The sequence below is a fragment of the Aureibaculum marinum genome, from assembly GCF_003813905.1.
GTDB lineage: Bacteria > Bacteroidota > Bacteroidia > Flavobacteriales > Flavobacteriaceae > Aureibaculum > Aureibaculum marinum.
On record NZ_RPFJ01000006.1, the window covers coordinates 18,402 to 33,623 of the forward strand.

At 31.5% G+C, this 15,222-nt stretch carries 9 protein-coding genes and 2 tRNA genes; 10 read left to right on the forward strand and 1 reads right to left on the reverse strand.

Going from position 1 to position 15,222, the window contains the following annotated elements; translation table 11 throughout:
• Nucleotides 1–58: 58 nt before the first annotated feature.
• From EGM88_RS04620 to EGM88_RS04645, 6 genes are all read left to right on the forward strand, one after another.
• Nucleotides 59–760, forward strand: a complete 702-nt coding sequence (locus EGM88_RS04620; RefSeq protein WP_123896809.1) for a MotA/TolQ/ExbB proton channel family protein — start codon at nucleotides 59–61, stop codon at nucleotides 758–760.
• A gap of 163 nt (nucleotides 761–923) precedes the next feature.
• The gene (locus EGM88_RS04625; protein WP_123896810.1) at nucleotides 924–1,316 is read left to right on the forward strand and encodes an ExbD/TolR family protein; all 393 of its coding nucleotides are present in this window, start codon (nucleotides 924–926) and stop codon (nucleotides 1,314–1,316) included.
• 1 nt (nucleotide 1,317) lies between these two features.
• Nucleotides 1,318–2,274: a cell envelope integrity protein TolA gene (locus tag EGM88_RS04630; protein ID WP_123896811.1), complete on the forward strand. Its 957-nt coding sequence runs from the start codon at nucleotides 1,318–1,320 to the stop codon at nucleotides 2,272–2,274.
• A gap of 3 nt (nucleotides 2,275–2,277) precedes the next feature.
• Entirely contained in the window at nucleotides 2,278–3,495 is a 1,218-nt protein-coding gene (locus EGM88_RS04635; RefSeq protein ID WP_123896812.1) for a bifunctional folylpolyglutamate synthase/dihydrofolate synthase, read from the forward strand.
• Nucleotides 3,496–3,595: 100 nt separating this feature from the next.
• Nucleotides 3,596–3,670, forward strand: a tRNA-Val gene (locus tag EGM88_RS04640).
• 225 nt (nucleotides 3,671–3,895) lie between these two features.
• Nucleotides 3,896–3,970, forward strand: a tRNA-Val gene (locus EGM88_RS04645).
• A gap of 146 nt (nucleotides 3,971–4,116) precedes the next feature.
• Here the strand turns inward: EGM88_RS04645 and EGM88_RS04650 are convergent.
• Complete coding sequence (locus EGM88_RS04650) at nucleotides 4,117–7,419, reverse strand: glycoside hydrolase family 2 TIM barrel-domain containing protein (protein ID WP_123896813.1); 3,303 nt, start codon at nucleotides 7,417–7,419, stop codon at nucleotides 4,117–4,119.
• A gap of 428 nt (nucleotides 7,420–7,847) precedes the next feature.
• Between EGM88_RS04650 and EGM88_RS04655 the strand changes: the two genes are divergently transcribed.
• The 4 genes from EGM88_RS04655 (at nucleotide 7,848) to EGM88_RS04670 (ending at nucleotide 15,200) form a co-directional block, all read left to right on the forward strand.
• On the forward strand, nucleotides 7,848–10,010 hold the full coding sequence (locus EGM88_RS04655) for an alpha-L-fucosidase (RefSeq protein WP_123896814.1): 2,163 nt from the start codon (nucleotides 7,848–7,850) through the stop codon (nucleotides 10,008–10,010).
• Nucleotides 10,011–10,074: 64 nt separating this feature from the next.
• Nucleotides 10,075–11,478: a sialate O-acetylesterase gene (locus EGM88_RS04660; RefSeq protein ID WP_123896815.1), complete on the forward strand. Its 1,404-nt coding sequence runs from the start codon at nucleotides 10,075–10,077 to the stop codon at nucleotides 11,476–11,478.
• Nucleotides 11,479–11,482: 4 nt separating this feature from the next.
• Nucleotides 11,483–13,849, forward strand: coding sequence for a glycoside hydrolase family 95 protein (locus EGM88_RS04665; protein ID WP_123896816.1), 2,367 nt, complete (start codon nucleotides 11,483–11,485; stop codon nucleotides 13,847–13,849).
• Nucleotides 13,827–15,200, forward strand: coding sequence for an alpha-L-fucosidase (locus EGM88_RS04670; protein ID WP_238988377.1), 1,374 nt, complete (start codon nucleotides 13,827–13,829; stop codon nucleotides 15,198–15,200). The genes EGM88_RS04665 and EGM88_RS04670 overlap by 23 nt, the downstream gene beginning before the upstream one ends.
• Nucleotides 15,201–15,222: the final 22 nt, after the last annotated feature.

Below are 15,222 nucleotides of genomic sequence, written 5' to 3' on the forward strand. Positions count from 1 at the left end.
ACAATTTTTATTAAATAGTTTCGTTACCTATCTATTATCCCTTAAACTACATTATTATATGTCATTTACAATCCAAGAAGGTGTAGAAGCAACTCAAGAAAATTTAGAAAATCTTATTCCAGAAGAAAAAACGTTATCCATATACAAACTTATTATGGATGGAGGTTTGGGAGGACAGATTATAATAGCTATTCTTGTTGTGCTACTCGCCGTTGCTCTTTACATTTATTTTGAACGCTTTTTAGCAATTAAAGCTGCTTCAAAAATTGATAAAAATTTTATGAATCAGATTCGAGATCATGTTTCAAATGGTAAACTTGAAGCTGCAAAAATATTATGTGCTCAAGCTTCTTCGCCTACAGCAAGATTAATTGAAAAAGGGGTTTCTCGAATTGGAAAACCACTAGAAGACATTAATACTGCAATTGAAAATGCTGGTAAATTAGAAATTTATAAATTAGAAAGAAATGTTAGTGTAATTGCGACTATTGCTGGAGCAGCACCAATGATTGGATTTTTAGGTACAGTTATTGGAATGATTGTTGCAATACATGAAATTGCAAACTCTGGAGGGCAAATTGATATAAAAATGTTATCTGATGGTTTGTACACGGCAATGACTACCACAGTAGCTGGACTTATCGTTGGAATTATTGCTTATATTGCTTATAACCATTTGGTAGTGCGTACCAATAAAGTTGTTTATCAAATGGAAGCACAATCTGTTGACTTTCTAGACTTATTGAACGAGCCAGCATAATTATAGAATTATTTTAATTCTTGGTATAGTAAAATCTGTTTTAAAAAAGTATATTATAAACAGAATATATTTTGAAGATTGAGTTTCAAGAAAAGGAGTTGTAAGCAATTGTAAATCTTTGCTTGTTAAATGAAATCTTTTAATTATTTAATTATTCATAACTATGAATTTTAGAGGTAGAAATAAAGTAAGTCCAGAATTTAATATGTCTTCGATGACGGATATCGTATTTTTGTTATTGATATTTTTTATGTTGACATCTACATTGGTAACAGTAAATGCTTTAGATATATTACTACCAAAAGCTCAGGGAAAAACTGAAAATAATAAATCAGTTGCTGTTAGTATTACAAAAGGATTAGATTTTTATATTGATAGAGAAAAAGTTAGAGAGAATGAGATTGAACAAAGTTTGTTGTCTTTGCTTTCTAATCAAGAAAATCCAACTATAGTTTTACGAGCCGAAGAAGGAGTTCCAATAGAGAAAGCTGTAAGCATAATGGATATTGCCAATAGAAATAAATATAAAGTAATTTTAGCGGTTAGACCTAATTAGAATGGCACTTTTAGATACAGAATATAAACGTAAATCAGCACTATTAACTACCATTATTATGGGGTTAATATTGTTTCTGATTTTTACTTTAGGATTAAAATATTTAGATCCTCCTGAAGAATATGGTATTGCTGTAAACTTTGGTACTTCTGATGTAGGTAGTGGAAACTCACAATCGGAACCGGCACCATCGTCTTCTACACCTCAAGAACAGGTAGAAGAAGTAGAACAAGTGGAAGAAGTAGTTGAAGAAGTTCAAGAAATTGAAGAAATTCCAACTGAGACTGTTTCTCAACCAACAAAAGCAGAAGATGTTATAACCACAGATAATGCTGAGACCGTTAGAATAAATAAAGAAAAGGAAGCCAAGCGTAAAGCAGAAGAAGCTCAAAAAAGAGTGGAAGAAGCAAAACTTAAAGCAGAAAGAGAAGCCAAACAAAGAGCGGAGCGTTTACGGCAACAAAAGGCCGCTGAAGAAGCTAGAAAAAGACAGGAAGAAGCTGAGAAAAAAAGAAAGTTAGACGCTTTAATGGGAGGTTTAAATAAAGGTGATAGTAAAGGAACTGGTACTGGAGGTACAGGAAGTGGAGGAGATGGTAATGATAATAAAGCTGGAGACAAAGGAAATCCCAATGGAGATCCTAATGCCAGTGGATATTATGGTAATGGAGGTGGAGGTAGTGGTGGAAATTATCGTTTAGGAAACAGAAGAGCAACATCTACTCCAAAGCCAACATACGATTGTAATGAACAAGGAAAAGTAGTAGTAAGTATTTCAGTAGATAAAAATGGAAAGGTATTATCTGCCAAAGGAGGAATTAAGGGGACAACTAATACTGCACCATGTTTAATTAAGAGAGCTGAAGAAGCCGCTTTAAAGACTAAATTTAATGCAGATGGTAATGCTCCTTCTAAACAAGTAGGTTCTATTATTTATAATTTTACATTAGCAAATTAGAAATTGACATATAAAGCAACTTTAAATTGGATGTTTACTCAACTTCCAATGTATCAACGTCAGGGGAAAACTGCATTCAAAAAAGATTTAACCAACACATTAGCATTGGTAAAACACCTTGATAATCCACATTTAAAATTCAAAAGTGTACATGTTGCTGGAACAAATGGAAAAGGTTCTACTAGTCACATGATTGCTTCTATTCTTCAAGAAGCAGGGTATAAAGTTGGACTTTATACTTCACCTCATTTAAAAGATTTTAGAGAACGTATCAAAATAAATGGGAATTGCATTTCTAAAAAGGAAGTTGTTCAGTTTATTAATGATAATAAAACGTTTTTTGAGCAACATCAGTTATCTTTTTTTGAGATGACTGTTGGTATGGCTTTTAACTATTTTGCTAAACAAAAAGTGGATATTGCTATTATAGAAGTTGGTCTTGGAGGAAGGTTAGACTCTACAAATGTTATTACTCCAGAAGTTTCCGTAATAACCAATATAGGTTTAGATCATGTGCAAATGTTAGGTAATACGTTGTCTGAAATTGCTTTAGAAAAAGCAGGAATTATAAAAGAGCATATTCCAGTAGTAATTAGTGAAAAACAAGAAGAAATACAAAGTGTTTTTTTGAACAAAAGTCTAGAGAAAAACACATCTATATATTATGCCTCTGACGAGATTGTTTCGGACTATCAAAGCGATCTGAAAGGTAATTATCAGCAGAAAAATAGTAAAGCGGCTGTTCAAACGATTCATATTTTAAATACTAAAGGATTTCATGTTTCCAATAGTGACATAAAAAATGGATTATTGAACGTAATAAAAAATACAGGATTGCTAGGCAGATGGCAAGTGTTAAATGAAGAACCTTTAATTATTTGTGATACAGCTCACAATAGAGAAGGGTTGGCTTATGTGCTTAATCAGTTAAATGAGCAAAATTTTAATGAGTTGCATATTGTAATAGGCGTTGTAAATGATAAAGATTTAGAACGTGTTTTACCTCTATTTCCTAAAGATGCTAACTATTATTTCTGTAAGCCTAATATTTCTCGTGGTTTAGATGCCGAAGAATTGCAAAAACGGGCTTTTTGTTACCAACTTAAGGGAGAATTTTATGATTCGGTTCAGCAAGCATTAGAAGCTGCAAAACTTCATTCAAGTGCTAACGATTTAATATTTGTTGGTGGTAGTACTTTTGTAGTTGCAGAGGTCGTTTAAAATTTTTTAAAAATATTTTATTAAAAAATGTTTGTGATAATAAAAAACTAATTTATATTTGCAACCGCTTAAGAGATATTAGTTCTCTTTAATTGAAATAGGGCAATTAGCTCAGTTGGTTCAGAGCACCTCGTTTACACCGAGGGGGTCGGGGGTTCGAATCCCTCATTGCCCACACAAAACCTTGTAAGTCATTGATTTGCAAGGTTTTTTTTATGTTTTTTGTTTGCACTTTTTTGAAATGAGTTTTGTTGTGTTACTGATAAAGTTAAATGATTAGTTATTTTAAAGTTTTTTGGATGAATTGGTCAATTTTTAATAGATTGATTTTATATAAATTGAAATGGTATTTTTTATGCTCAAGAGGTGTTAAATAATAAGTAAACTTAATTTCGTTAAAGGGCTATTAACTCAGTTGGTTCAGAGTGTTACCTCGACAAGGTAAAAGTCACTGGTTCGAATCCAGTATGGCCCACATCAATAACAATTTTATTAGCAATGATAATTTATAGAGAGTGTGGTTTAGAAAAAAAGGAGTTGTATTAATGTAGCTAATTTAATATTGTAAAAAAAAATCCCAATACAAGACTGGTATTGGGATTTTTACTGAGAATTGAGAAACTATTTTAGAGTATAATACTCTTTGAACATTTTAATAAACGTTTTATCATTTCCGTTAGTAAAAGGAACTAAATAAAATTGATAACGATGTTCTTTACTAGGATCTATTTGATATTTTTTTTGAGGTTTAGAATACCAACTGTCATCACCTCCTAAACCACGTTGTTGCATATCAATATTTAATTGTACTAAATCTTTTTCTTTAATATTTGTAGTGTGTTTACTATAATTGGCATTTATATTATCTTTTGAATAGTCTAAACCATCAGTAATATCAAAATCTTCGTTGGGCATGTGTAAAGCACTTAAGCCTAAGTTTTGGTGATTTTTTTTGGAAGATATAATCATAATGCCATTGGCCTGATTATTAGTAAAAGCAGCCCATCTTACTTCAGTTTTATAACCATTTTCCTGAGGTCTAATATAGGGAACATATTGATTACTCACTGATGATTTATATAAGTCAGTAAATGCTGCTGCTTTTCTGTCTTGATAATTTTCGAATGGTCCATTTCCGAAAAATGTCATTTGATTAAATTGTTTTTGAATTTGCATTCGCATCCCTATTCTAGGGATATCAGACTTTTCTTTACTCGCATTTAAAACATTTGCAATACCAATAACCCCTGTTGGAAAAACAGTATAGGTGGTTTTTAATTGAGAAGCAACACTTGGTAAGTTAAAAATAATAGTAATTATAGGTGTTTTTGGATTCGTTTTTTTGTCAATTTTAAAATCTAAAACTTTATTTTCTAACGAAGCTTTTTTCCATGCTATATTGTTGCGTTCCATTCCATTACCTAAATCATTATCTGTTGGAGCTCTCCAGAAATTTGGAGTTGGTCCATTACCTTCTTTTATGTATTGTAAGTTTTTGTATGAGTAAGAGATAATTTTACCTTGTGTTTTATCAATTACAATTTTAAAATTATTATTTGATAAGGTTAAATGATTGTTGTCTTCTTTTATAGTAATTTTTTCAGAATATTTTTGTGTTTTGGGTTTCCATTCTGTTTTATTATGAAGTTGAATTTGTTCATGAGCTACTTCAAAATTTTCAGGTAAAATAGTCCACTTGTTTTTCGTTTTGGCAGAAAATTCAATAAAGTATTCTGTGTTAGGTTTTGTTTTTATACTGTCTAATGATACACGTACTATTTTTGAAGTATGTGGTTGAACTTCTATATTTTTGATAGGGATAGTTGTAATAGTTTCACCATCAGCTTTAATTTTAGCTTCAAAGTTGAATTGTGATAAATTTGTAAAATCATATAGGTTTTCAATTAAAACACGTACTTCGTTTTTTCTTGTATATCCCATATTTTTAAAATTGATAAACTCATGAGCTTTTTTTACTTCAAATAAGGCTGGTTGGGGGGTGCGATCAGGAAAAACAATACCATTATTCAAAAAACTATTATCAGTTGGCATATTTTCGCCAAAATCACCACCGTAAGCGTAATATTTTTCTCCTTTTTCACTTGTTTTCCAAATGGATTGGTCTACCCAATCCCATATGAATCCACCCTGTAGATTTGGATATTTTTCAATTATATTCCAATAGTCTTGAAAATTACCAGTGCTATTTCCCATTGCGTGAGCATATTCACTTGGAATAAATGGTCGGTCAGTAAGATTACTTCCAATATTTTCAAAAGTATTAGGACTTGGATATTGAGGAACTATAATATCTGTATTCCATTCCATGTCAAATAAATTTCCGTCTTCATCTTTATATGCTCTTTCATATTGTACAGGCCTTTTTGAAGCGTCTAATTTTTTAATTGCTTTATAACCATCAAAGAAGTTTATGCCATTACCAGCTTCATTACCCATACTCCAAATTATTACTGAAGCATGGTTTTTATCGCGTTTAACCATACGTGTCATTCTATCAATATGGGCATTTTTCCATTCTGGTTTCTTGGCTAAAGAATATTTACCATAATACATTCCGTGCGACTCTATATTTGTTTCATCAACAACATAAATACCATATTTATCACATAACTCATAAAATTTTTCTTGTTGAGGGTAGTGACTTAAACGTACAGCATTGATGTTGTTTTTTTTCCAGAGAGTAATATCTTTTATAATTTGTTTTTCACTAACTACATGTCCGGTTTCAGGATTTGCTTCTTGAGTGTTTACCCCTTTTAAAGTAATTCGTTGGCCGTTAAGTAGCAGTAAGCCTTGTTTTATTTCAACCGTTCTAAACCCGATTTTAGTTGGAATTGATTCAATGGTATTTCCTTTTTTATCAGAAGTTGTGATTATTAAAGTATATAAATTGGGGTGTTCTGCTGACCATGTTTTTACATTGTTAATCAATGCTGAAAACTCTATGCTGTTCGAATCTTTAATCTCAAATTCTTTAGTATTATCAGCAATCTCTTTTTTGTTACTATCAAGAATCTTATAATTGACTTTAATTTTTTGCTTCTTTTTATTATGATTTACAAAATCAACTTTTAAGTTAAATTTTCCATTGCGATAAGACGCGTCTAATAACGATTGTACTTCAAAATCTTTAATTCGAGTTTTAGGTTGAGCATATAGATAAACATCTCTCTCTATTCCACTAATTCTCCAGAAATCTTGACATTCTAAATAAGAACCATCTGTAAACCTATAAATTTGCAATGCAATACTATTTTTGCCAGGTTTTAAATGTTTGGTAATATTGAATTCTGCAGGCAGTTTACTGCCTTGTGAATAGCCAACATAATTTCCGTTTACCCATAAAAAACCACCAGATTTCATTGCTCCAATATGTAAAAATACTTCTTTGTTACTCCAATTATGTTTTAATTCAAAATCTTTTCGATACGAGCCAACAGGGTTGTAATCAGAAGGTACTTTACCTGGGTGTTTGGGGTATATACCATCAATAAACTCCATTTCACCGGAGATTGGAGCTTTAAAATCAGAAAATTCATATTGGTGATTTACATAAATAGGTATTCCATAACCTTCAACCTCCCAGTTGGCAGGTACTTTAATGTTATCCCAAGCGGTGACATCTATTTCGGGATTCATAAAATTTAAAGGTCGTTCTGAAGGTGTTTTTACCCATTTAAATTTCCATAATCCATTAAGTAGTTGGTAGTTTTTAGAGTTATTTAAGTTATTGTCTAAGGCTGCATTGACTGATTGGTAAGAATGAAAAGTGGCATGAGTATCTTCCTTGTTTTCAGAAATTATAGCGGGGTTTTCAATATAATATGAGATGTCTTTTTTTAATGTTTGAGCATTTATTATAATGGTTAGAAGAAATAAGGGTAGAGCAAATGTTTTTTTCATGTTGAATGGGTTTTAAATAATAATGAAACATTATAAAGAACTTATAGAGTTAAAAAAGTACTTTAATAGCGTTGTTTTAATTGCTGAACAAATATAACGTAGTTATATTAAAATTTCCAATTAACGAGGTGTATTATGATGTCTTTTTTTACTTGTTATTGCTGTTTGAATGTCTTTTAATCTCAAAAAATTATAGTCATAAAATACTAATATTTTTTATTTAAAATTAGCCTTTTATATGGGGTATTTGTATTTTTACATCAATTAATAATTTTAAAAATCAATAAGTGAAATTTTATTCATTTAATAAGTCAAGTTCAATTTTGTTTACATTTTTGAAGAGCGGATTGCGTAGCGTTTTTTTTCTATTTATAATTCTAGCCATAACATCATGTGCAAAGAAAGAGCTAAAAATTAATTCTTTAGTAATGCCTGTGTCCAACACCATGAAAGTTGATGATAATGATACTAAAGATTCTATTATTTTAAAAGCAGCACACATAACTCCCACCAAAAACCAATATGAGGCATTAAAAAATGAGTTTATTACTTTCATTCATTTTGGGCCAAATACATTTACAAAAAAAGAGTGGGGTGATGGTTATGAAAATCCAAAAGTATTTAATTTAAAAAACTTAGATACAGATCAATGGTGTGAAGCAATGGTTGCTGCTAAAATGAAAATGGTGATTCTTACCGTAAAACATCATGATGGTTTTGTATTATGGCAAAGTAGATATACAAAACATGGCATTATGTCCACTTCTTTTAAAGATGGAAAAGGAGACATTTTAAAAGAATTGGCAGAATCTTGTAAGAAATACGGTTTAAAATTGGGAGTTTATCTTTCTCCTGCTGATTTATTTCAAATAGAAAGTAAAGAGGGGCTTTATGGAAACCTAAGCGAATATTCAAAAAGGACTATTCCAAGACCGGTTGAGGGGCGTCCGTTTAAAAATAAAACTACTTTTACTTTTAAAGTTGATGATTATAATGAATATTTTCTCAATCAACTTTTTGAATTGTTAACAGAATATGGTCCCATTCATGAAGTTTGGTTTGATGGTGCTCATCCAAAAAGAAAAGGTGGACAGAAATATAATTACTTAGCTTGGAAAGAGCTGATTACAACCCTTGCACCAGAAGCTGTAATTTTTGGAAAACAAGATGTTCGATGGTGTGGTAACGAAGCAGGAAGAACACGAGATACTGAATTTAATGTAATACCATTTTCAGATAATCCACACGAAATGAATACTTTTTCAGACCTTATGGATGAAGATATTGCGAGTCGTGAAAAATTATATAGAGCTAACTTTTTACATTATCAGCAGACAGAAACAAATACTTCAATTCGAGAAGGATGGTTTTATAGAGATGATGAGAATCAAAAGGTTAGAAGTGCTGATGATGTTTTTGATATATATGAACGAGCTGTTGGGGGCAATACTACGTTTTTATTGAATATACCACCAAACAGAAACGGTATGTTTTCGAATGAAGATGTAGAGGTGTTAATAGAGGTAGGTAAACGTATTAAAGAAACATATAGTGAAAATTTATTTAAAGAAGCGTTGGGTAAGTCTAATGTATTGGATAATGATTTAGGTAGTTTTGTAGCATTAGACTCTATTCATAATAGCATTGTTATAACTACAAGAAAACCAGTTACTATTAATAGAATTGTATTGCAAGAAGCAATTGTAACCCATGGAGAACGTGTTGAAAGACATGCGTTAGATGCTTGGATAGATAATCAATGGGAAGAAGTTGTCACAGCTACAAATATTGGTTATAAACGAATTTTACGTTTTCCAGAAGTAAAATCTAATAAATTTAGGATTAGAATATTAGAGTCTCGTTTTTACCCTGCAATTTCTAATATTACAGCACATTACTATAAAACTAAACCTCCACAACTTTCAATCACTAGAGCTCTAAATGGCATGGTAACAATCCAACCTAAACAACATGATTTTGGCTGGAATCCGCATGGAGAAAATGTTTCAGATAATATTAATTCAGGAGTTAAAATTAGATATACAACAGATGGCACAGAGCCAACATCTAATTCTCAAACTTATAAGAAACCTTTTTTATTAGTTTCAGGGGAAGTAAAAGCTAAAGCTGAGGTAAATAGTGAAAAAGGCAGTTTAGAAACTCAAATATTTGGTATAAAAAAAAAAGATTGGAATGTTATTGATGCTGATAGCTTTTTAAAGGAAAACAAATTAGAATATGCAATAGATGAAAACGCTAAAACTTATTGGCAGTCTAATTCAAATGGAGACTTACATTATATAAGTATTAATTTGGGAGAAGAATATAATATAAAAGGGTTTACCTACACTCCTCAAACAGAGCATAATGAAGGGATGATTGAAAAAGGTGTTTTAAAAATGAGTAAAGATGGTAAAACTTGGGAGATGATAGAGCCATTTGAGTTTGGTAATTTAATAAATGATCCTACACCAAGAGTCTATTACTTTAAAGAAATAATAAATACACAATATATAAGAGTTGAGTCTAACGTAATTGCTGGAGGAGGAAATTCAGCCGCAATTGGAGAAATTGATTTCTTAATTGAATAACAATTTTAATATTTAAATTATCTGTAATGCTATAACCTCACATTTAATAATAAAACCATATCAAATGAAAAAACTTCTTTTTATTACTATCACATTATTGTTTTACAATTATTCGTTTGCTGAAATTTGGCTACCATCAATTTTATCAGATAATATGGTGTTGCAACAGCAATCAGAAGTTACTATTTGGGGCTGGACTACGAATCCTAATGAAAAAATAACCATTACGCCGTCATGGAGTGCCCATGCCATTGAAATTCAAGCCTATCAAGGAAAATGGAGTGGGAAATTAGCAACTCCTAAAGCAGGAGGTACATATACTATAACTATAAAAGGACATGAAGAAGTGATTCTCAAGAATGTTTTGATTGGAGAAGTTTGGTTGGGGTCTGGTCAGTCAAATATGGAATGGACTCCACTTCAAGGGCTTGATAATGCAGAAACAGAAATAAAAAATGCAAACTTTCCTGAAATCCGATTTTTCCAAGTTTTTAATCATACAGCACTAACACCACAAGAAAATACTAAAGGTAAATGGATGGTTTGTACTCCAGAAACGATGAAAAATTTTAGTTCTATTGCTTATTTATTTGGTAGAAAATTACACACAGAATTAAGCGTTCCTGTAGGGCTTATCAGTAGTAATTGGGGAGGTACTCCAATTGAAACTTGGATATCCGAACAGTTATTGAATAAAAATAAGACATTGCGAGAAGCAGCAAAAAAACTTACACCAAAACCTTGGTGGCCAAATGAAACAGGACTTACCTATAATGCAATGATTTATCCGCTTTTGAATTTTAATATTGCTGGTGTTATATGGTATCAAGGAGAATCTAATAGAGAAAATGCATTTTCTTATTATAAATCTTTCCCTTTATTAATTGATTCATGGCGTAAAGCTTTTGATAAAGATTTTTCATTTTATTTTGTGCAAATAGCCCCCTATAAGTATGATAATCCCAAAGGGGTAGATGCTGCAATTATACGTGATGCTCAATTAAAAACAATGTTAGCCGTTTCAAATACAGGAATGGTAGTTACTAATGATATTGGTAATTTAGAAAATATTCATCCAACAAATAAGCAAGATGTTGCCAGCCGATTGGCATTATGGGCATTAACAAAACACTATGGTAAAAAAGATATAGTATACAGTGGCCCTATTTATAAGTCTATGGAAATTTATAAAAGAAAAATAATCTTGAATTTTGATTACGCAGATAATGGACTTCTAAAAAAAGGAAAGGAATTAAAAGAATTTTACATTGCAGGTGATGATCAAAAATTTTATCCTGCAAAAGCAAAAATTGTGAAGAACACCGTTGTTGTCTCATCTAAAAATGTAAAAAAACCTGTTGCAGTGCGTTTTGCATTTTCTAATGGAGCATTGCCAAATCTTTTTAATAAAGAAGGATTGCCTGCATCAGCTTTTAGAACTGATAATTGGGAAATTGAGTTAAAGTAATAAGATGATAAAATCAATCAAAATCTTAATAATATTCTTCGTGCTTTTTGGTTTAATCTCATGTCAAAAGCAAGAAGTAAAGCAACCCATAACAGAAATTTGGTATGCCCAACCTGCTACTAAATGGATGGAAGCTTTGCCTGTTGGTAATGGTCGTTTAGGAGCTATGGTGTTTGGTGATCCCAACTATGAACGTATTCAACTTAACGAAGATTCACTTTGGCCAGGTGGTCCAGACTGGGGTAATTCGAAAGGGAATAAGGATGATTTAGAACAAATTCGTGAACTTTTGGCAGTAGGAAAATCTCATGAAGTTGATCAACTAATAATAGAAAAATTTTCATATAAATCAGTTTTAAGGTCGCACCAAACTATGGGTGATTTGTTTATTGATTTTGAAGGTGAGAGCGAAGTGACCAATTATAAAAGATCTTTAGATTTTGACAATGCTATTGCTAAAACTGTTTATAATTCAAATGGACATAAAGTTACTCAAAACGTTTTTGCTTCAAATCCAGATGATGTACTCATTATAACCTTAGAAACTAATAATCCCGAAGGTTTAAGCTTTACTTTAAAGATGAATCGTCCAGAGGATAATGGGCATAAAACTGTTATAATCTCAAACCCTTCTGAAAGTGAAATAAGCATGAAAGGAATGGTAACTCAATATGGTGGTAAAAAGTTTTCTGAACCATTCCCTATAGATTATGGTGTAGAGTTTGAAACACGGCTAAAAGTTTCTACAAATTCAGGTGAGGTAATTGCAAAAGATGAAATTTTAGAATTAAAAAATGTCAAACAAGCTACGATATATGTAGTAGCAAATACTTCTTTTTATCATGATGATTATGAGACTGAAAATACTAAAACTCTAACAAACGTTACTGAAAAATCGATTAAGGAATTACTTGATACTCATGTAAAGGATTATCAGGAACTATACAATAGAGTTGATTTTAATCTGGGTGATTCGAGTTTAGATAGTTTACCTACTGATGTACGTTTAAAACGTATAAAAGAGGGTAGTGAAGATCCTGATTTAGCAGCCAAATTATTTAAGTACGGACGCTATTTGTTGATAGCTTCTTCACGTGAAGGAACAAATCCAGCAAATTTACAAGGGTTATGGAATGAACATATACAAGCTCCTTGGAATGCAGATTATCATTTAAACATTAATTTACAAATGAATTATTGGCCAGCTGAGGTTACTAATTTAAGTGAATTACATATTCCTTTTTTTAACTTTTTAGATAAGGTTTTTGATAGAGGAAAGAGTACTGCAAAAGAGCAATATGGAATTGAAAGAGGTACAGTTGCTCATCATGCTACAGACTTATGGGCTACACCATGGATGCGTGCAGAAAGGGCTTATTGGGGGGCTTGGATTCACGGAGGTGGATGGTCAGGCCAACATTATTGGGAGCATTATCAATTTACTGAAGATAAAGTGTTTTTAGAAAAGAGAGCCTACCCTACGTTGAAAAGCTTATCTGAGTTTTATTTAGATTGGTTGGTTTGGGATGAAAAATCAAAGACTTGGGTTTCTAGCCCAGATTCATCACCTGAAAATTCATATCTAGCATTAGATGGAAAACCTGCAGCAATATCATTTGGTAGTGCTATGGGACATCAAATTATAGGAGAAGTTTTTGATAATACGCTGGCTGCAGCCGAAATTTTAAGAATAGATGATGATTTTGTGAAAGAGGTGAAAGCTAAAAAAGAGAAGTTACATCCAGGTGTAGTTGTTGGTGATGATGGTAGAATCTTAGAATGGAATGAACCTTATGAAGAACCTGAAAAAGGACATAGACACATGTCGCATTTATATGCACTGCACCCAGGTAATGATATAACATCACAAACAAAAGAAGCCTTTGTTGCGGCTCAAAAAACAATAGATTATCGATTAGAACACGGTGGAGCTGGTACAGGTTGGAGTAGAGCATGGATGATAAATATGAATGCTAGGTTGTTGAATGCTAAATCTGCAGAAGAAAATATTACAAAATTTATGCAGATTTCAGTTGCTGATAATTTATTCGATGAACATCCTCCATTTCAAATTGATGGAAATTTTGGTTACACGGCAGGTGTTGCAGAATGTTTATTACAATCCCATGAAGGGTTTTTAAGGATATTACCATCGCTACCTAATAATTGGAAAAATGGTAACATTACAGGATTAAAGGCAAGAGGTAATATTACAGTTGATATTGTGTGGGAAGAAGGTTTGTTAAAACAATTAAACTTGGTGCCATTAACGGATAAATTGGTGAAAATTAAATACAATAATAAGGAAGTTGAAATTCAATTAATAAAAAATAAAAAAACATTGTTAGATGAAAATCTTGAAGAAATATAACGGAATTAAACAGGTAATAAAAAAGTCTATAATTTGCGTATTTTTATTATCTACAATGTTTTCTTGGTCTCAGAGTGTTGATTCATTAAAAGTTGAGCAGGAAAAAATGCAGTGGTTTAAAGATGCAAAACTGGGCATTTTTATTCATTGGGGATTATATAGTGTTAATGGAATAGACGAGTCTTGGTCTTTTTTTAATGGGTATATTTCACATAAAGATTACCTAAAACAAACAAAGGGATTTACAGCTAAAAATTATAATCCGGTTGCTTGGGCAGAATTGATAAAAAAAAGTGGAGCAAAATATTCGGTTATTACTTCTAAACACCATGATGGTTTTGCTTTATGGGATACAAAATATGGGAATTTTAATTCTGTGGATGCCGCTACATCAAAAAAAGATATATTAACACCTTTTGTTAGTGCTTTAAGAAAAAACAATTTAAAAGTAGGTATTTACTATTCATTACCTGATTGGTCTTATAAAGATTATACCCATTTTACTAGAGACTCTATTCGTTATAATATTCAGGATAAACCTAAAAGATGGCAAAATTTTTTAAATTATTATCAAGGGCAACTTAAAGAAATTTCAGACAATTACAATCCTGATTTGTATTGGTTTGATGGTGATTGGGAGCATAATTCAGACGAATGGGAAGCTCCTAAAGTGCGTAAGATGTTATTGGATAGAAATCCAAATGCAATATTAAACTCACGTCTTAGTGAACATGGAGATTATGCTACTCCAGAACAAGGTATGCCAATTACCCCACCTAAAAGTAAATATTGGGAATTATGTATGACTATGAATGATTCTTGGGGGTATCAAAAAAATGATCATAATTACAAAACAACAGATCAAATTATTGGAATATTTACCGATGTTATCAGTAATGGAGGTAATTTATTATTAGACATTGGTCCAAAAGGAGATGGTACAATCCCTAAAGAACAAGTTAAGATTTTAGAAGAGTTTGGAGAATGGACACATAAGCATAAAGAAGCTATTTATGGTACAATTGGTGGAATTCCTAAAGAGCATTTTTATGGTCCAACTACATTGTCAAAAGATAAAACCATACTTTATTTATTTGTAAAAGGAAATCCAAAAGGCGAAGTGGTTATTCGTGGTTTAAAAAACAAAATTAATCGTATTTGGGTGGTAGGTGAAGGTACAAAACTAGCACATAAGGTTGTAAGTAAAGTATATTGGAGTCATTATCCAGGTATTACTTACATTCAAGTTCCAGAATATGTCTTGGATAATCATATGACTGTTATTGCCTTATTGTTAGATGGTGTTATTGATTTGTACCGAGAGGACGGAGCCGTTATAGAAAGTAATTAAAAAACATCTTACACTGATTAAA